Source organism: [Actinomadura] parvosata subsp. kistnae (assembly GCF_900323885.1).
Taxonomy (GTDB): Bacteria; Actinomycetota; Actinomycetes; order Streptosporangiales; family Streptosporangiaceae; genus Nonomuraea; species Nonomuraea composti.
Genome location: NZ_OOHJ01000015.1, coordinates 408,021 through 424,544 on the forward strand (window position 1 = coordinate 408,021; position 16,524 = coordinate 424,544).

The following is a 16,524-nucleotide window of genomic DNA, read 5'->3' on the forward strand; positions in this document are numbered from 1 at the left end:
AGAGGGAGCGTGGCGGGCACGGCGCTGTGCCCGCCCTGTCACCGGAGGTCGCCGGCGCTCGGGCCCGCGTACCGGGCCGGGGGGATCAGGCGTTGCAGCCGCAGCTGCAGGTGCTGGCGCAGGAGCAGGAGGATCCGTGTCCGCATGAGCAGGATTTCGTTCTCTTCGCCGTCATACCGGATACGTTGCACGGAACGCGGTCGCCCGAACTCGCCGCGAAGCGACAAACACCACGCCCTCACGGCAGGAACATGGCTCTTGGCATGCTCCCGCCATGAGATCCCGGGACGGCCTCCTGGATGATGGGAGGTGATGTCGATCCATTCGCTGCCGGCGCGGCCACGGCCGGAGCCGTACGAGGTCCGGGTCCGCGCGGCCCGGCCGCAGCTGCGTCCCTACGTGCTGGGCTGGGCGGGTTTCCGCACGCCGGCGGTGGCGGGGCAGCCCACCCGGATGTTGCCGCTGAACGCGGCCACCTTGATCGTCGACTTCACGGGCGCGGGGGCGTTCGTCACCGGGCCGCGCAGCGCCGCGGCGCTCGTTCCTCAGGCGCTCTGGCGTCACGGGGTGGCGGTCGGGCTGACGCCCGCCGGGATGGCGGCGCTGACCGGGACGCCCATGCGCGAAGTGGCCGGCGCCGCCGCCGTCCCCCTGGAGGAGCTGCTCGGAGCCCGTCAGGCGGCGAGCTGGCCGGGCGGCTGGCGGAGCAGGCGGGCTGGGCGGAGCGCTTCGCCCTGCTGGAGCGGTGGCTGGCGGCCCGGCTGCGGCCGGCCGGCCCCGACGACCTGATCATGCGGGCGTGGCGTCGGCTCCAGGAGCCGCCGGACGGGCAACTGTCGGAGCCAGGCAGAAAGCTGCGGGAGCCGGGTGGGCGGGTCACGGTGGAGGGGGTGGCTGCCGAGCTGGGGGTGAGCCGCCGTTATCTGGAGCTGGGGTTCCGGCGGGTGGTGGGGTTGTCGCCGAAGACGGTGGCGAGGGTCGCCCGGTTCCAGCGGGCGGTGCGGGCGCTGAGCCGTCCCGCCGCCGTGCTGGACGAGGCCGCGGTCGCGTGCGGTTACGCCGACCAGCCGCACCTGACGCGCGAGGTGCGGGCGATGGCGGGGATGACGCCGGGGCAGCTGTTCGCATTCGTTCAAGACACCGGGACGGCGGCGCACTAGCGTGCGCGTTCATGACGCTCACCGGGACGACGGGAGCGGCTCTCGCGGCCGATCCCACCCTCGCCGACTTCGGCCATGATCCGCTGTGGATCACCATCGTCAAGGCCGTGATGCTGTTCGTGTTCCTGGGGCTCGGCGTGGTCTTCGGGGTGTGGTTCGAGCGCAAGCTGATCGCGCGGATGCAGCACCGCTACGGCCCGAACCGGGCGGGCAGGTTCGGCTTGCTGCAGTCGGTCGCGGACGCGATCAAGATGGGGCTGAAGGAGGATCTTTTCCCCCGGAACGTGGACAGGGTGCTCTACCTGCTGGCTCCGGTGATCATGGTGGTGCCGGCGTTCCTGGCCTTCTCCATCGTGCCGTTCGGGCCGGTGGTGAACCTGTTCGGGGTGCAGACGCCGCTGCAGCTGGTGGACCTGCCGGTGGCGGTGCTGTTCATGCTGGCCATGGGCGCGGTCTCGGTCTACGGGGTGGTGCTGGCCGGGTGGTCGTCGCGCTCGCCGTACGCGCTGCTGGGCGGTTTGCGCTCGGCGGCCCAGGTGGTCTCGTATGAGATCGCGATGGGCCTGTCGTTCGTGGCGATCTTCCTGTTCGCCGGCACCCTGTCGACCTCCGAGATCGTCAAGGCGCAGGAGCAGACCTGGTTCGCGGTGCTGCTCATCCCGTCCTTCCTGGTCTACGTGATCTGCATGTTCGGCGAGGCCGCGCGCATCCCGTTCGACCTGCCCGAGGGCGAGGGCGAGCTGGTCGGCGGCTTCCAGACCGAGTACTCCTCGTCGCTGAAGTTCGCCCTCATCATGATGGGCGAGTACCTGCACACCTTCACCGCCTCCGGCATCGCGGTCACCCTGTTCCTGGGCGGCTGGCGGGCGCCGTTCCCGATCTCGCTGTGGGACGGCGCGAACCAGGGCTGGTGGCCGGTGCTGTGGTTCTTCATCAAGTTCGTGCTCACCTTCTGCTTCATCGTGTGGGTGCGCGCCTCGCTGCCGCGGGTGCGCTACGACCAGCTCATGTCGCTGGGCTGGAAGGTGCTGATCCCGGTCAACCTGGCCTGGATCCTGCTGGTGGCCGCGGTGCGCAACGTCGTGGTCAACGACGGCAACCGCACGCTCGGCATCGGCCTCGGCGTGGTCATCGTAATCGGCGCGCTGGCCATCTGGATGCGCTTCGACACCGTCGGCCAGCGGCGCAAGGAAGCGAAGAAGGCACAGGTGGAGGCCGAGTTCGAGCAACTGTCCGAGGAGCCGACGGCCGGTGGCTTCCCTGTGCCGCCGCTCGACCTGCCGCACTACCACGGCGTCCAGCGGGATCGCGTCTGAGGGCCCTCAGGCCAGGGACAGGAGAGCGGGGATGCTCGCCACGCCCGGCAGGAGGTGGGTGTGGCGGACGGCGCCGAGGGTGGCGGCGTCCTGGCTGCCGGTGAGGACGCCGGCCACGACGCGGGCGCCGGCGTTCGTGCCGGCTTCCAGGTCGCGGACGGTGTCGCCGGCGGTCAGGACGCGGCCGACGTCGTGCACGCCGGTCGCCTCCATCGCCCGGAAGATCATGTACGGGGCCGGCCGCCCGGTGGTGACGTCGTCCACGCACACGACCGCGTCGAGGACGCCGTGCTCCCAGCCCACCACCTTCAGCAGCTCGGTGGTGACCTCGCGGTCGAAGCCCGTGGTGAGCGCCACCTTGACGCCCGCGGCACGCAACGTGCCGATCGCCTCGGGCACGCCGGGCAGCGGCGCGGGCGGCCGGGCGGCGTAGGCGGCACGGAGCCGGGCGCGGAAGTCGGCGAAGGCAGCGTCGATCGTCTCACCGGACGGCCCGCCGGACGTTTCGCGGGACGGGCCGCCGGTCGGTGAGCCGGTCAGCAGGGCGGCGATGGCCTCGCGCTTGTCGGCGCCCATCCAGCGCTCGATGTCGGCGGCCGACGGTGTGCCGCCCGCCGCTCGCACGGCCTCCTCCAGGGCGAGGTAGACGGCGCCGTGCTCTTCCACGGTGGTGCCGGCGATGTCGAGGACCGCCAGTTCGATCACGGGGTTACTCCTTGCGCGGCTCGCGCGGCGAGCGGGTGGCTGGGGCTGCGCAGCAGCGCGGGGTGGGCCTGCTGCGAGTTGTCGATGGTGAACGAGACGAGGTCGGGCCGGTAGCGGTCGTCGGAGAACTCGACGGGCTCGCCGGCGGCGGAGGAGGTCTGGCGGCGCTCGCGCAGCAGGGGCGCGCCGCGCGGGATGCCGAGGAGCGCGGCGTCGGTGTCGTCGGCGCCGACGGCGTCGATGACGTGGCGGGCCCGGCTGAGGTCGACGCCGCGTCCGCTGAGGTAGGCGAACACCGACCCGGAGTCGCAGTCGAAGTCGAACAGCAGCCGCCCCACGGGCCAGACGAACGTGGTGCGCTCGACCATGGCGGGCAGGTCGTCCATGAGCCGCAGCCGCAGCATCTCCACGACCGGCTCGCCCTCCTCCAGCCCGAGGGCGTCGCACGCCTCCTGGCCGGCCGGGCGGCGGGCGATCTCGAGGGTGCGCTGCCCGGGGGTGCGGCCCATGAGCTGCACCCAGCGCGAGAACGACAGGAAGGTCTCGAACGGCTGGGGCATGCTCTGGCTGCGGACGACGGGAGGCTTGCCGCGCCCGCCGCCGATGAGGCCCTCGGCGCGCAGCGTGGCGAGGGCCTGGCGGATCGGGCCGCGCGAGATGCCCCACTGCTCGCACAGGTGCGACTCGGAGGGGATGGCCGCGCCCACCGACAGCTCGCCGGAGCTGATGCGGCGGCGCAGGTCCGACGCGACGCGTTCGTGAAGAGGTGCGTCCATGCGACTTGACCATACAGGAGCGCGCAGACTTCGCGAAAGCCTCGATCCTGCTTTTACCTGCGAAAATGACGGGCAGGCGAACGCGAGATGACATGTCCGGGCCGGGATTGACGCCGCCGGGCGGCGAGCGGCAGCGTACCTGTCATGACAAGTCACTTGCCGTGGGACACGTCCCTCGGCGCGGCCGATCTCGTGGTCGTGGGCGCGGGCATCGTGGGGCTGGCCCACGCCGTGGACGCCGTGGCCCGCGGGCTGTCCGTCGTCGTGGTCGAGCGGGATGAGCGCGCCGTCGGCGCCTCGGTACGCAACTTCGGCCACGGCTGCTTCACCGCCCAGGACGGCGACGCCCTGCGGTACGCGATGGCCGCCAGGACCGCCTGGCTGCGCCTGGCCAAGGAGGCCGGGCTCCGGCTCGACGAGACCGGCACCGTCGTGGTGGCCCGCGCCGACGACGAGTACGCGGTGCTGCGCGAGTTCGCCGCCGCCCGCGACGGGCAGGCCGTGCTGCTCGACGGCCGCCGCGTGGCCGAGCGGGTGCCGGTCGGCGCCGGGGTGGTCGGGGGCGCCTGGCTGCCGCTGGACGTGCGGGTGGATCCGCGCGAGGCCGTGCACGCCATCGCCGCCTGGCTGGCCGGGCAGGGCGTGCGCTTCCACTGGGCCACCACCGCGCACCTCGTCGAGCCCGGCCTGGTGACCACCAGCCGCGGCCGGATCAGGGCCGGGCACGTGGTGCTGGCCGTCGGCCACGACGTGGACCGGCACTTCCCCGGCCTGGCCGAGCGCGCCGGGCTGCGCCGCTGCGTCCTGCGCATGCTGCGGGTCGCCGACCCGCACGGCCGCCGCGTCGACCCGGCCGTGCTGTCCGGCTTCTCGCTCCTGCGGTACGCCGGCTTCGCCGCCTGCCCGACGGGGCCCGCGCTGCGCGCCCGCCTGGAGCGGGAACGCCCCGAGCTGACCGGCATCGGCCTGAACCTCATGCTCACCCAGCGCCCCGACGGCGACCTCATCGTCGGCGACACCCACGCCTACGCCGTCACGCCCGAGCCGTTCGGCGCCGACGAGCTCGACCGGCACATCCTGGACGAGGCCGCCCGCCTGCTCGGGTCCGGGCCGCTGGCGGTGCGCGAGCGGTGGCGCGGCGTCTACGCCTCGGCGCCCGACCCGTTCCTGATCGCCGCCCCGATGCCGGGCGTGCGCGTCGTGTCGGTCACCTCCGGCATCGGCATGACCACCGCCCTGGGCCTGGCCCCCGAGATCCTCGACGACCTGCTGGCCTGACCAGCCTTTTTCCAGGAGACACCTATGCGCGCACGACCTGCCCTGGCCGCCCTGGCCGTGCTCCCGGCCCTGCTGCTGACCGGATGCGGCGGCGGTGACACCACCACGGCCACCTCGCCCACCTGCCCGAACGGGAAGATCCGCTTCGGCGTGGAGCCGTACGAGGACCCGGCCAAGCTCAAGCCCGCCTACGAGACGCTGGCCGCCGCGCTCCAGAAGACGCTGAACTGCCCGGTCGAGCTGAAGGTCGTCGAGGACTACTCGGCCGAGGTGCTGGCGATGCGCAACGGCCGGCTGGAAGTGGCGCAGTTCGGCCCGCTCGGGTACGTCTTCGCCAGCACCAAGGCCGACGCCCAGCCCGTCGCCTCCTTCGCCGACGCCAAGGGCGCCCTGACCACCTACACCGCCGGCATCTGGGTGCCCGCCGACTCGCCGATCACCTCCGTCAAGGACCTGAAGGGCAGGTCGCTGGCGCTGTCCAGCCCCGGCTCGACCTCGGGGGACGCACTCCCCCGTTACGCGCTCAAGACGCAGGGCGTGGCCGAGGCCGACGTCAGGATCGACTACGCGGGCGGCCACCCGGAGGCGCTGCTCGCCCTGACCAACGGCAAGGTGGACGCCGCCGAGATCAACAGCCAGCAGCTCGCCACCGTCCAGGCGGAAGGCGGCTTCGATCCCGCCAAGTATCGCCGGATCTGGACCTCCGACCCCATCCCGAACGACCCGATCACCGTGCACGGCAAGCTCGACCCCGCCGTGCGGCAGGCGATCACGTCGGCGCTGCTGAAGCTCGGGCCCGCCGACGTCGCCAAGGTCGGCGCGTTCCTCGACGTGGACCCGCCCGGGCCGCTCGTCGCCGTGCGCAAGGAGACGTACCAGCCGCTGTTCGACCTGGCCACCGCCCTCGACCTGACCGAGAAGGACGTATGACCATGACCTCGCCGACGTGGCCCGCCCCTCCAGGGGCGGCGGCGCGAGTCGGTGGAGCCGCGTTGCAGGTGCGCGGGCTGCGGAAGTCGTTCGCCGGCCGGACCGTCCTGGACGGTCTCGACCTGAGCCTCGCGCCCGGCGAGTTCCTCGCCCTGCTCGGCGCGAACGGCAGCGGCAAGTCCACCGCGCTGCGCTGCGTCGTCGGCCTGGAGCGCCCCGACGCGGGCGAGATCCTGGTGCACGGCCGGCCCGCCGACACCGCCCCGCCGCACCGCCGGATGGCGATGATCTTCCAGCAGATCCACCTCGTCCACCGCCGCACCGCGCTGGACAACGTCTGCGCCGGCGCCCTCGGACGGCTGCCGCTGCGCCGCTCGCTCACCCCGCTCCTGTTCCCGCGCGAGCTGCGCGAGGAGGCCATGGTGTGCCTGGACCGCGTGGGCATGGCCGGCCGGGCCGCCGAGCCGGCCGGGCGGCTGTCGGGCGGCCAGCGTCAGCGGGTCGCGATCGCCCGCGCCCTGTGCCAGCGGGCGGAGATCATCCTGGCCGACGAGCCGGTCTCCGCCCTCGACCCGGCCGCGGCCGAGCAGGTGGTCGCGCTCCTCGCCGACCTCGCCCACGAGCAGGGCCTGGCCGTCGCCGCCGTGCTGCACCAGCCCGACCTGGCCCGCCGGCACGCCGACCGCGTCACGGGGCTCCTGCATGGCCGCGCCACGCTCGACACCCCGGCCGCCGCCCTCACCGCTGCCGACCTCGCCACCTTGTACGCCCCCGATCACCAGCACCACCCGGACGCCGACCAGGAGCACCAGTGAGCACCAGCACGGGCGCGCTGCCGCCGGACAGCCGCCTCACCCCGCCCCGCCGGCGCCCGGTCACCACGGTCACCGCCGCCGTCACCGTGGCCGTCGTGCTCGCCCACGTGCTGGCCTGGAACGGCACCGAGTTCTCCCCCGCCGCCCTCGTCCAGGGCTGGCGCGGGATGGCCGACTTCGCCGGGCAGGCCCTGCCGCCGGACCTGTCGTGGGACGGGGTGCTGCGGCCCGGCCTCCAGGCGGCGCTCGTCACGCTGGGCATCGGCCTGCTGGGCACCACGTTCTCGGTGCCGTTCGCGCTGGTGCTGGCGCTGCTCGCGGCGCGGACGACGGCGCCGAACCGCTGGGCCTACCAGGCGGCCCGCTCGGTGCTGTCGTTCCTGCGCGCCGTGCCGGACGTCGTGTTCGCGCTGGTCTTCGTCACCGCCGTGGGGCTCGGCCCGTTCGCCGGCGTGCTGGCGCTGATCTTCCACAACACGGGGGTGATGGGCAAGCTGTGGGCCGAGGCGATGGAGGAGATCGACCTCGGCCCGCGCGACGCGCTGCGCGTCGGCGGCGCGTCGGGCGTCCAGGCCGCGGCGCACGCGGTGCTGCCCGCCGTGCTCCCGCAGTTCGTGGGGCTGCTGCTCTACCGCTTCGACGTGAACGTGCGCTCGTCCCTGGTGCTCGGCCTGGTGGGCGCGGGCGGCATCGGCTTCCTGGTCAACCAGTCGATCAAGCTCTTCCGGTTCGACGAGATGGTGACGCACCTGGCGATCGTCATGGTGCTCGTGGTCGCGGTGGACCAGCTCTCGGCGTACGTGCGCCGCCGCGTCGGAGGTTAGCGCGCGGGTCACACGGCCAGCGTGCGGCCGCGCGCGCCGCCCTCCACGGCCTGGACGTAGACGCGGGCGACGTCGGCCGCCGGGGTGCCGCCGGCGGGGTCCATGCCCAGGTCGAGAAGGGTTTCGCGGACCCAGCCCGGGCTGACGGCGTTCAGCCGGATCCCGCGCGGCATCTCGATCGCGGCGGCCCCGACGAACGCCTCCAGGCCGGCGTTGACGAGGTGCCCGAGCGAGCTGCCCGGGATGGGTGCGGCGAAGCGCCCGCTGGTGATCGTGACGGAGCCGCCGTCACGCACGTGGGCGAGTGCTCCGCGCACCAGCGTCACCTGGCCGATGAGCTTGCCCTGGAGCCCGCGCCAGTAGTCCTCGTCGGACGGCGTGTCCAGGGGGCTGAGGCCGCCGCTGGCGGCGCAGCACACGACCGCGTCCACCGGGCCGGTCCCGGCGAGCAGGGCGCCGATGGAGGCGGGGTCGTCCATGTCCACGCGGGGTGAGGTGTTGCGGGACGCGCGGACCACGTCGTGGCGCGCCTCCAGTGCCCGGGCGACCGCGCCGCCGATGGTTCCCGTCGCACCGATCACGATGACTTTCACGCTGCTCCTCCGTTGGTAAGGGGTTCGCAGGACAGACTGCGGCCGGCCGGCGGATCTCAGCCAGCCATCCGCCGTGCCTACACCTGACAGGTGCAGGCACCGCGCCCCGCCGACCGGCGATACTGGCCCGTATGGACACATCGGGTGAGCTGGGCGAGTTCCTGCGATCGCGACGGGCGCGGCTGCGTCCCGAGGACGCCGGGCTGCCGACGTTCGGCGGCCGGCGCCGCGTGCCGGGGCTGCGGCGCGAGGAGCTGGCCCAGCTCGCCGGCGTGAGCGCCGGCTACTACACCCGCCTGGAGCAGGGGCAGAGCCCGAACGCCTCCGACGCCGTGCTCGACGCCGTCGCCCGCGTGCTGCGCCTGGACGAGGCCGAGCGGGCCCACCTGTACGCGCTGGCCAGGCCGAAGGCGAAGGCCCGGCCCCGGGCGGCCAGGCCCGAGCGGGCCCGGCCCGGCGTCCGGCTCATGATCGGCTCGTTCGGGGACGTGCCCGCGCTGGTCATGGGCCGCTTCCTCGACGTCCTCGCCTGGAACCCGATGGCGCACGCGCTGCTGGCCGGGCACCTCGCCTTCGACGCGCCCGGCCGGCCCGCCGACCGGCCCAACATCGCGCGGATGTTGTTCCTCGACCCGCACCTGCGGGAGCTGTACGGCGACTGGCCGGCCAAGGCCCGCTCGACGGTCGCGGACCTGCGGCTCATCGCGGGCCGGTATCCCGGCGCGCCGGGGCTGGCCGCCCTGGTGGGCGAGCTGACCGTGGGCAGCCCGGAGTTCGCGGCGCTGTGGGCGGCGCACGCGGTCGGCGACTGCGGCACCGACCCGCGCACCTACCACCATCCGGTGGTGGGCACGATGGAGCTGCTCACCGAGTTCATGACCCTGCCGAACGACGACGGGCAGCGCGTGGCCGTGTTCAACGCCGAGCCCGGCTCGCCGTCGGAGTCCGCGCTGAAGCTCCTCGCCGGCCTGACCGCCGCTCAGTGCCCGGCCGGGCTGGAGGCGCGCGAAGCCGGGCGGTGACCGCTCCCGGCCTGCTGCACCAGCTCGTACACGTGCCCTCTGAGCTGCGCGAAGCGCGGCAGCGAGCGGCCGCCCGCGCGCAGGTCCGCCGGGCCGGACCGGGCGGAGGCGTCACACCGCCGGCAACATCGCGATCCACGTGCCGGGGGCGGCAGTGCGAGCGGGGCGGTCAGCGGCGGAGGGCGACCAGCTCCCCCTTGCCGAGGTTGAGCGTGGTGACGGTCAGGGCCGGCTCGGCGAGGAGCAGGTCGCGGAGCGGGGCGATCTCGTCCGGATGGGACAGGGCGTTGTCGGCCACGAGCACGCCGCCCTCGCGCAGCACCCGGTAGGGGTGGGGCCACCAGGACGGGTACTCGGTGCGTTCGGCGTCGAGAAAGAGCAGGTCGACCGAGCCGTCCGGCAGGCCGGCGAGCGCGGCGCCGCCGTCGGCGACCCGGAACTCCACGTGCTCGGCCAAACCGGCCTCGGCGGTGGTGCGGCGGGCGTGCTCCTGGGCGGCGGCGTCGGTGTCGAGGCTGAGGACGTGGCCGCCGGTCGCGCGGGCGGCGTCGGCCAGCCACAGCGTGGACACGCCGCGGGAGGTGCCGACCTCCACGACGGCCCGCGCCCCGACGCTCTGCGCCAGGAACCACAGGAACTCCCCCGCGTCGGGCTCCAGGACCCGCCACCGGTCGAGCCGGTCCTGCTGGGCGGCGTCGTGCCGGGCCGCGGCTTCGTTCAGGGCCTCGATCGTCTTGCGTACTCTCTCGTCCACAGGAGAAGTGTGCCCTGGCCGCCGTTCCATCACTGCCCCAGGAGGCACCTGCGGCCGCCGGGAAGAGCTACGCCGAGCGTGAGCAGGACAGGGGTGGCCGCGCCTGTGCCGACTGGAGCAGCTTGGCGCTGATCTGCTTGCGGGAGACGATGCCGAGCTTGGCGAACACCTTGCGCAGGTGCCACTCGACAGTGTGCGGGCTGATGAACAGCTGCGCGCCGATCTCGGGATTGGTCAGCCCCTCACCGGCGAGCCGGGCGATCTGCGCCTCCTGCGCGGTGAGCGCGGCCCGCTCCTCCACGGCCCGCCTGCGCACGGTCTCGCCGGTGGCCGAGAGCTCGCGCCTGGCGCGCTCGGCGAACGCCTCCACCCCCATCTCGGCCAGCGACTCGTACGCGATGCCGAGCTGCTCGCGCGCGTCGACGCGGCGGCCCTCCCTGCGCAGCCACTCGCCGTAGAGCAGATGGGCGCGGGCGAGCGTGGTGCGGACCTCGGTCCGGCCGAGCCGCTCGATCGCCTCGCGGTACAGGGCCTCGGCGGCCTGGCCCTCGCTCACCTGGGCGCGCGCGCAGGCGGAGGTGCCGAGCGCCCAGTCGGTGCCGGTGGCCTGCGCCATCTCGTCGAGCGTGCGGGCGACCTCGGCGGCGCGGGCCCGCCGCCCGCTCCTGGCGGCGGCCTCGACGAGCTCGACCATGGACCTCATGTACGTGCCGCCGAGCTCCTGGGGGTGCTCGGCGCCGCGTTCGGCCGCCACGTACGCCTCCTCGTAGCGGCCGAGGCCGTTGCCGAGCACGGCGTTCGCCCATTGGGTGGCGGTGCGCACCTTGCCCTCCCCCTGGATGGCGGTGTCGCGGGTGATGGCCTCGCTGACCTGGCGCATCGTGGCCTCCCTGCCGCGCCACGCCTCCAGGACGAGGGCCGCGTACTGGGCCAGGAAGCGGCTGCCCGTCACCTCGCCGATCGTGGCCGCCTCGGCCACCAGCGTTTCCGCGACGCTCAGCTCACCGGCCAGGACGCGGTTCGCGACGAGCATGTGCAGCGCCGACGGCAGCACGGACAAAGCGCCCGTCTCCCGGGCGAGGCCGGCCAGCCGCGCGGAGAGCACGGACCAGCTGTCGAAGTCCCACACGTTGTGGGCCATCCGGGAGGCGAACGGCAGCCAGCCGAGCCCTTCCTCCCTGGTCACCGCGTCGGCGCGGAAGGCGTCGAGGGCCCGGCGCACCAGCGGCACGCCCGCCGCGTACCCCTCGGTGGCCGACCGGGCCACGCCGTTCAGCAGCAGGTCGTGGCGGGGCGGCGGCGGGCCGGGGGGCGCGGCGAGCGTGGCCGCGGCGATGTCGGCGGCCTGGGCGCCGTCGGGCAGGTGGCCGGCGGTCATGGCGGCGTTCAGCGCGTCGCGGTAGGTCTCGCGGGCCAGGCCCGCGTCCAGCGGCTCCAGCCGCTTGCCGGCCTTGAGCAGCAGCGGCAGGGAGGCGCCGGCGCTGGTGGAGGCGAACGTGATCTGGCCGCGCAGCAGGTCGGCCTGGGCGCGGTCGCGCTCGTCGAGCGGGCTCAGCTCCGCCGCGTCCAGCAGCTCGTACGCGGCGTCGAACCCGCCGGCCCGGTACTTGGCCCTGGCCGCGGCCAGCCCTCTGAGGCCGCGGCGCGCCGGATCGGGCGTCAGCTCGGCGGCCCGCTCCAGGAACGCCGCCGCCGCGGCCACGCCGCCGCGCGCCTGCGCCCGGCCGGCCGAGCGCTCCAGCTCGGCGGCCACCTCCTCGTCGGGGCCCGCCACCGCGTTGGCGAGGTGCCAGGCGCGCCGGTCGGGGTCGGCGTCGGGGTCGGTGGCGTCGGCCAGCGCGCGGTGCACCCGCTGCCGGTCCTCCAGCGCGGCCACCCGGTAGGTCGCCGAGCGGACGAGGGGGTGGCGGAAGCGCACCCGTGTGCCGATGGTGATCAGCCCGGCCGCCTCCGCCGGCGCCGCCGCGCTCGCCTCGATGCCGAGCAGCTTGGCCGCCCGGGTCAGCAGGGTGACGTCGCCCACCGGCTCGGCCGCGGCGATGAGCAGGAGCTGCTGCGTCTCGGGCGGCAGCGGGCGGAAGCGGCGCAGGAAGCTCTGCTCGATCTGGCCGGCCAGCGGCCGGGTGTCGGGCCGGCCGAACCCGCCCGCCAGCTCCGCCGCGCTCAGCCCGCGCGGCAGCTCCAGCAGGGCCAGCGGGTTGCCCTGCGCCTCGGCCACGATGCGGTCCCTGACCCGCTCGTCGAGCCGGCCGGGCGTCACCGAGTCGAGCAGGGCGCGGGCGTCGGTGTCGTTCAGCCGCGTCACCTCGATCTGCGGCAGCCCGGTCAGCTCGCTGTCCAGGCAGGGCTCGCGGACGGCGAGCACCAGCCCGACCCGCTCGGCGAGCAGGCGCCGCGCCACGAACGCGAGGGTCTGCGCGGAGACCTGGTCCAGCCACTGCGCGTCGTCGACGAGGCACACCAGCGGCTCCTGCTCGGACACGTCGGACAGCAGGCTCAGCACCGCCAGCCCGACCAGGAAACGGTCGGGCGGCGTGCCCGCGCTCAGGCCGAACGCCGTGGCCAGCGCGGCGCGCTGCGGCGCGGGCAGCCGGTCGAGGCGGTCGAGGAACGGGGCGCAGAGCTGGTGCAGCCCGCCGTAGGCCAGCTCCATCTCCGACTCCACGCCGGCCGCCCTGGCGATGCGGCAGCCGGCCGCGTTGTCGCGGGCGTGCTCCAGCAGCGCGGTCTTGCCGATGCCGGCCTCGCCGCGCAGCACCAGCACCGCGCTGCGGCCGGCCTGCACGGTGGCGACGAGCCGGTCCAGGGCCTCGCGTTCGAGCCGCCGGCCGCGCAGCGACGATCGGGCTTCCCTGCTCATTTCAGGCACCGCCTCCACCCACGGAACGAGGACGCCGAATGGGAGGGAGGCGACCGGTTTTGATTTTATGTGGCGCGGTGCCCGCGCCGGTCGTCCGATGATCCGTCGAATCGGCGGCACGTACGGTGACCTGCGCGCGTGCACCGTCTCTCGCATCTGATGAATGATTCACGCGTCGGACGGGGGGCGGGTGACCCGAGACGCGGGGTCCCCGGCGATCGTCGGGCGGTCGGCGCAGCTCCAGGCGCTCACCACGTTGCTGGACGACGCCACGCGGCGGCGCCCTCGTGGTGCGGGGCGAGGCCGGCATCGGCAAGTCCGCGCTGTGGAGCCGGGCGTGCGCGCCGGCCGAGGAGCGCGGCATGCGGGTGCTGACCACCACGGGCGTGCAGGCCGAGATGGAGCTCCCCTACGCCGGGATCACCCACCTGTTCCGCCGGCTGCCCGAGCTGACCGTCTCCGGGGAGGAGTCGCCGTTCCGGGTGGGGGTCGAGGTGCTCGACCTGCTCGGCCGCCTCGACCGGCCGGTCCTGCTGGCCGTGGAGGACGCCCACTGGCTCGACCGGGCGAGCTGGGAGATGCTGACGTTCGTGGCGCGCCGCCTGGAGCCCGACCCGGTGGCGCTCGTGCTCACCGCCCGCGACGGCGGGGACGTCGACCGGCTCCTGGCCGCCGCCGCGCTGCCGGAGCTGCCGCTCGACCCGCTCGACCCGGATCAGGCCGGCGCGCTGCTCGCGAGCTGCCGGCCGCCGGCGAGACGGCGCGCCGGCGTGCCGCCGAGACCGGCGACCGGCTGACGCCGCACGAGACGCAGGTCGTCCGGCTGGTACGCCAGGGCCTGACGAACAGGGAGATCGCCGCCCGCCTCTACGTCAGCCCGCGCACCGTCGAGTACCACCTGGGCAAGGTGTTCACCAAGCTCGGCATCACCTCCCGCCGCCAGCTCGGACGGGCCTCGTGACCGGCGGGCCGGACTACCGGTGGCGCCTGCGTGAGGTGATGGCCGCGCGGGGGCTGTTCTCGAGGCCCTGCTGGACATCCTCGGCTGCGCCATGGACGACCTCATCGAGCCGCTGCCGGCCCGGACCGGCCGCCGGGGCGGACCAGGCCGCTCTCGTACGCCAGGATGACGAGCTGCACCCTGTCGCGCACCTCCAGCTTGGCGATCGCCCTGGTGATGTGGGTCTTGGCGGTGAGCGGGCTGATGACGAGCCGCTCGGCGATCTCGTTGTTGGACAGCCCCAGCGCCACGAGCCGCACCGCCTCCAGCTCCCGCGCCGTCAGGACGTCCAGCCGCCGGTCCGCCCCAGGCGAGAGGTCCTGCCGGTGGGCGAACTGCTCGACCACGCGCCGCGTCACGCCCGGCGACAGCAGCGCGTCGCCCGCGGCGACGGCGGCCACCGCCCGGCGCAGCTCGGCCGGCTCGACCTCCTTGGTGAGGAAGCCGCTGGCGCCGGCGCGCAGGGCCGCGAAGACGTGCTCGTCGCTGTCGAACGTGGTCAGGATGACCACCCGGCAGCCCGTGGCGCCCGGCTCCGCGAGGATGCGGCGGGTGGCGGTGATGCCGTCGGTGCCCGGCATGCGGATGTCCATGAGGATGACGTCGGGGCGGGTGCTCGCGGCCAGCCGCACGGCCTCGTCGCCGTCGCCGGCCTCGCCGACGACCGTGATGTCCTTGGAGCGGGCCAGCAGGCTGCGGAAGCCGGCCCGGACGAGAGCCTGGTCGTCGGCGAGGAGCACCCTGATCGTCATGCCGCCGAGCCTGCCACAGTGCATCCCCCAGGGCCTCCCAGCGGGCCTCCCACAGGAATCTCCGCCCGGACGGCGAAGCCGCCCGGCACCGGCCCCGCGCTGAGCACGCCCCCGAGTGCGCTCACCCGCTCCCGCATGCCGGCCAGGCCGTGCCCCTCGGTCACCTCGGCGGCGCCCCGGCCGTCGTCGGTGACCTCGACGGTGACCGACTCCGGCCGGTAGCCGATCGTCACCCCGGCCCTGCTCGCGCCCGCGTGCTTGATCGTGTTGGCCAGCGACTCCTGGACGACGCGGTAGACGGCGATGGCGGGCACGGCCGGGACGGCGGCCGGGTCGCCGCGCTCGTCCAGCGTCACCTCCAGGCCGGCGGCGCGGGCGTCGGCGACGAGCGTGCGCAGGCCGGCCAGGTCGGGCTGGGGCGCGGTGTCGCCCGAGTCGTCGCGCAGGGTCGTGATCAGGGTGCGCAGGTCGTTCATGGCACGGTTGCGCACGTCCTTGGCCAGGCGCAGCGCGGTGGCGGCCGCCGCCGGGTCGTCCTCGTCGAGGGCGTCGGCGGCGACGTTGAGCTGCACGCCGACGAGGGCCAGCGTGTGGGCGATCACGTCGTGCACCTCGCGCGAGACGCGCAGGCGTTCCTCCGCCACGCGGGCCCGCTCATCGGCCTCGCGCAGCCGCTCGCGCCGGCGCGTCGCGGCGGCGTACAGCAGGCCCGCCGCGATGAGGGCCGCCAGCAGCAGCCCCTCGCCCGCGACGTGCAGCACGTAGCGGAACAGGTTCCGGTCCACGATCGCGCGGGCGTCGAACGCGGAGTACGCGAGCTGGGCCACGCCGACCACGGCCGCCCAGCGCACGCGGGGCGTGGTCGCGGCGGTGAAGTACGCGGCCGCGACCGGCCAGATCCAGCCGGCCGGGGACCAGTTCCCCGCCAGGTGGTAGACGAGGACGCCGCACACCGACAGCAGCAGCACGGCCGTCGGCCACCGGCGCCTGACCAGCAGCAGCGCCCCGAGGAACAGGCCGAGGGGGACCGCGTTGCCCATGGGCTGCCGCACGCCCGCGGCCAGGGCGATCGAGACGAACAGGACGAGAGTGACTGCGGCCAGCGCGACGTCGGCGATCCTCGCGAGGTGCCGGACGGGGGCGGGCTCGGCCATGCGCGGGCTCCTTGGTGCTCAGGGTCGTTGCCAGGGCCGGCGGGGTCACCGGCCCTGGCGGAAGTATCAGACGTGAGTGACCAGAAGGGTCACGCCCGCCTCGCCGCCGCAGTCGACGAAGACGGGGCCGACGCCGTTGCCGATCCTGGGCGAAAGGGTCGCCTTCGCCTCGAACCGCTTCGGGTCGTCCCTGACGATGCGGATGTTCTCCAGCACCGGATGCTCCCTGTCGAGGCCGGCGAGGACGGCCTTGAGCCCCTTGCCGCCGCCGCAGTGGCCGGTGATCGTCACCTCCTGGCCGCGCCTGGCGGTGGGGTTGGGGCTGACCTGCACCACCGCCCTGGCGCCCTTCGGCGGCTTCGGCGCCGCCGTGCGCGCCGTCACGCCGGCCTTCTGGGCCGTCACATCGGCCGTGCGGGCGGTCACGTCGGCGGCGGCGATGGACGGGATGCCGGCCGCGCCCACGAGCCCGGCCATCAGGGCCAGGCCGGCGACCGTCGTGAGGACACTCTTGAACATGATGTTTTCTCCCGGTTGTCGGCTCGTCCGGCCACGCTAGACGGGGCCTCACCGGGATCGCGTCCT

Annotated in this window: 18 protein-coding genes; 10 read left to right on the forward strand and 8 right to left on the reverse strand. The window is 74.5% G+C overall.

Annotation, left to right across the window (positions count from 1 at the left end; genetic code table 11):
- Positions 1–312 precede the first annotated feature (312 nt).
- Genes KIS93_RS63380 through nuoH form a run of 3 tightly spaced genes read left to right on the forward strand, consistent with a single transcriptional unit; the run spans position 313 to position 2,476 of the window.
- Entirely contained in the window at positions 313–789 is a 477-nt protein-coding gene (locus tag KIS93_RS63380) for a hypothetical protein (protein WP_222107491.1), read from the forward strand.
- A gap of 2 nt (positions 790–791) precedes the next feature.
- Positions 792–1,160 carry a helix-turn-helix transcriptional regulator gene (locus KIS93_RS63385; RefSeq protein WP_222107492.1) on the forward strand — a complete coding sequence of 123 codons (369 nt, stop codon included), beginning with the start codon at positions 792–794 and terminating at the stop codon, positions 1,158–1,160.
- Between the two features lie 11 nt (positions 1,161–1,171).
- The gene (nuoH, locus tag KIS93_RS16580; RefSeq protein WP_080036735.1) at positions 1,172–2,476 is read left to right on the forward strand and encodes an NADH-quinone oxidoreductase subunit NuoH; all 1,305 of its coding nucleotides are present in this window, start codon (positions 1,172–1,174) and stop codon (positions 2,474–2,476) included.
- A 6-nt stretch (positions 2,477–2,482) separates the two neighbouring features.
- Here the strand turns inward: nuoH and KIS93_RS16585 are convergent, their stop codons facing one another.
- Both KIS93_RS16585 and KIS93_RS16590 read right to left on the reverse strand, forming a co-directional pair.
- Positions 2,483–3,181 carry a phosphonatase-like hydrolase gene (locus KIS93_RS16585; RefSeq protein ID WP_155126454.1) on the reverse strand — a complete coding sequence of 233 codons (699 nt, stop codon included), beginning with the start codon at positions 3,179–3,181 and terminating at the stop codon, positions 2,483–2,485.
- Positions 3,178–3,957 carry a GntR family transcriptional regulator gene (locus KIS93_RS16590; protein ID WP_155126451.1) on the reverse strand — a complete coding sequence of 260 codons (780 nt, stop codon included), beginning with the start codon at positions 3,955–3,957 and terminating at the stop codon, positions 3,178–3,180. The genes KIS93_RS16585 and KIS93_RS16590 overlap by 4 nt, the downstream gene beginning before the upstream one ends.
- 144 nt (positions 3,958–4,101) lie before the next feature.
- On the opposite strand from KIS93_RS16590, the gene KIS93_RS16595 reads away from it, so the two are divergent.
- From KIS93_RS16595 to phnE, 4 genes are read left to right on the forward strand one after another with little or no spacing between them, the layout of a single operon-like run.
- Positions 4,102–5,235, forward strand: coding sequence for a TIGR03364 family FAD-dependent oxidoreductase (locus tag KIS93_RS16595; RefSeq protein ID WP_080036734.1), 1,134 nt, complete (start codon positions 4,102–4,104; stop codon positions 5,233–5,235).
- A gap of 24 nt (positions 5,236–5,259) precedes the next feature.
- Positions 5,260–6,165 carry a phosphate/phosphite/phosphonate ABC transporter substrate-binding protein gene (locus KIS93_RS16600; RefSeq protein ID WP_080036733.1) on the forward strand — a complete coding sequence of 302 codons (906 nt, stop codon included), beginning with the start codon at positions 5,260–5,262 and terminating at the stop codon, positions 6,163–6,165.
- A gap of 2 nt (positions 6,166–6,167) precedes the next feature.
- Entirely contained in the window at positions 6,168–6,980 is an 813-nt protein-coding gene (locus KIS93_RS16605; RefSeq protein ID WP_222107493.1) for a phosphonate ABC transporter ATP-binding protein, read from the forward strand.
- The gene (gene phnE / locus KIS93_RS16610; RefSeq protein WP_080036731.1) at positions 6,977–7,804 is read left to right on the forward strand and encodes a phosphonate ABC transporter, permease protein PhnE; all 828 of its coding nucleotides are present in this window, start codon (positions 6,977–6,979) and stop codon (positions 7,802–7,804) included. The genes KIS93_RS16605 and phnE overlap by 4 nt, the downstream gene beginning before the upstream one ends.
- Before the next feature lie 8 nt (positions 7,805–7,812).
- Here phnE and KIS93_RS16615 read toward each other — a convergent pair whose 3' ends face one another.
- Entirely contained in the window at positions 7,813–8,397 is a 585-nt protein-coding gene (locus tag KIS93_RS16615) for a short chain dehydrogenase (RefSeq protein WP_080036730.1), read from the reverse strand.
- Between the two features lie 131 nt (positions 8,398–8,528).
- On the opposite strand from KIS93_RS16615, the gene KIS93_RS16620 reads away from it, so the two are divergent.
- Positions 8,529–9,419, forward strand: a complete 891-nt coding sequence (locus KIS93_RS16620) for a helix-turn-helix transcriptional regulator (RefSeq protein ID WP_080036729.1) — start codon at positions 8,529–8,531, stop codon at positions 9,417–9,419.
- A 169-nt stretch (positions 9,420–9,588) separates the two neighbouring features.
- Here KIS93_RS16620 and KIS93_RS16625 read toward each other — a convergent pair whose 3' ends face one another.
- On the reverse strand, positions 9,589–10,173 hold the full coding sequence (locus KIS93_RS16625; RefSeq protein ID WP_222107494.1) for an O-methyltransferase: 585 nt from the start codon (positions 10,171–10,173) through the stop codon (positions 9,589–9,591).
- A 67-nt stretch (positions 10,174–10,240) separates the two neighbouring features.
- Positions 10,241–13,033: a helix-turn-helix transcriptional regulator gene (locus tag KIS93_RS16630; RefSeq protein ID WP_080036727.1), complete on the reverse strand. Its 2,793-nt coding sequence runs from the start codon at positions 13,031–13,033 to the stop codon at positions 10,241–10,243.
- Positions 13,034–13,320: 287 nt separating this feature from the next.
- On the opposite strand from KIS93_RS16630, the gene KIS93_RS65230 reads away from it, so the two are divergent.
- Positions 13,321–13,830 carry an AAA family ATPase gene (locus tag KIS93_RS65230; protein WP_080036726.1) on the forward strand — a complete coding sequence of 170 codons (510 nt, stop codon included), beginning with the start codon at positions 13,321–13,323 and terminating at the stop codon, positions 13,828–13,830.
- 41 nt (positions 13,831–13,871) lie between these two features.
- Complete coding sequence (locus KIS93_RS65235; protein ID WP_246005325.1) at positions 13,872–13,994, forward strand: helix-turn-helix domain-containing protein; 123 nt, start codon at positions 13,872–13,874, stop codon at positions 13,992–13,994.
- 101 nt (positions 13,995–14,095) lie between these two features.
- Here the strand turns inward: KIS93_RS65235 and KIS93_RS16640 are convergent, their stop codons facing one another.
- The 3 genes from KIS93_RS16640 to KIS93_RS16650 all read right to left on the reverse strand — a co-directional run bounded on the left by KIS93_RS16640 (position 14,096) and on the right by KIS93_RS16650 (position 16,458).
- On the reverse strand, positions 14,096–14,785 hold the full coding sequence (locus KIS93_RS16640; RefSeq protein ID WP_080036725.1) for a response regulator: 690 nt from the start codon (positions 14,783–14,785) through the stop codon (positions 14,096–14,098).
- A complete protein-coding gene (locus KIS93_RS16645; protein WP_080036724.1) occupies positions 14,782–15,939 on the reverse strand; it encodes a sensor histidine kinase in 1,158 nt (385 codons plus the stop codon). Before KIS93_RS16645 ends, KIS93_RS16640 begins: the two co-directional genes overlap by 4 nt.
- Before the next feature lie 66 nt (positions 15,940–16,005).
- Positions 16,006–16,458, reverse strand: coding sequence for a hypothetical protein (locus tag KIS93_RS16650; RefSeq protein WP_080036723.1), 453 nt, complete (start codon positions 16,456–16,458; stop codon positions 16,006–16,008).
- Between the last annotated feature and the right edge of the window lie 66 nt (positions 16,459–16,524).

Excerpts from the sequence above, each read along its gene's own strand:
- KIS93_RS63380 (WP_222107491.1), top strand. The coding sequence starts at position 313 with ATGTCGATCCATTCGCTGCCGGCGCGGCCACGGCCGGAGCCGTACGAG.
- KIS93_RS63385 (WP_222107492.1), top strand. The coding sequence starts at position 792 with ATGCGGGCGTGGCGTCGGCTCCAGGAGCCGCCGGACGGGCAACTGTCG.
- nuoH (WP_080036735.1), top strand. The coding sequence starts at position 1,172 with ATGACGCTCACCGGGACGACGGGAGCGGCTCTCGCGGCCGATCCCACC.
- KIS93_RS16590 (WP_155126451.1), bottom strand. The coding sequence starts at position 3,957 with ATGGACGCACCTCTTCACGAACGCGTCGCGTCGGACCTGCGCCGCCGC.
- KIS93_RS16595 (WP_080036734.1), top strand. The coding sequence starts at position 4,102 with ATGACAAGTCACTTGCCGTGGGACACGTCCCTCGGCGCGGCCGATCTC.
- KIS93_RS16600 (WP_080036733.1), top strand. The coding sequence starts at position 5,260 with ATGCGCGCACGACCTGCCCTGGCCGCCCTGGCCGTGCTCCCGGCCCTG.
- KIS93_RS16605 (WP_222107493.1), top strand. The coding sequence starts at position 6,168 with ATGACCTCGCCGACGTGGCCCGCCCCTCCAGGGGCGGCGGCGCGAGTC.
- KIS93_RS16620 (WP_080036729.1), top strand. The coding sequence starts at position 8,529 with ATGGACACATCGGGTGAGCTGGGCGAGTTCCTGCGATCGCGACGGGCG.
- KIS93_RS16630 (WP_080036727.1), bottom strand. The coding sequence starts at position 13,033 with ATGAGCAGGGAAGCCCGATCGTCGCTGCGCGGCCGGCGGCTCGAACGC.
- KIS93_RS16640 (WP_080036725.1), bottom strand. The coding sequence starts at position 14,785 with ATGACGATCAGGGTGCTCCTCGCCGACGACCAGGCTCTCGTCCGGGCC.
- KIS93_RS16645 (WP_080036724.1), bottom strand. The coding sequence starts at position 15,939 with ATGGCCGAGCCCGCCCCCGTCCGGCACCTCGCGAGGATCGCCGACGTC.
- KIS93_RS16650 (WP_080036723.1), bottom strand. The coding sequence starts at position 16,458 with ATGTTCAAGAGTGTCCTCACGACGGTCGCCGGCCTGGCCCTGATGGCC.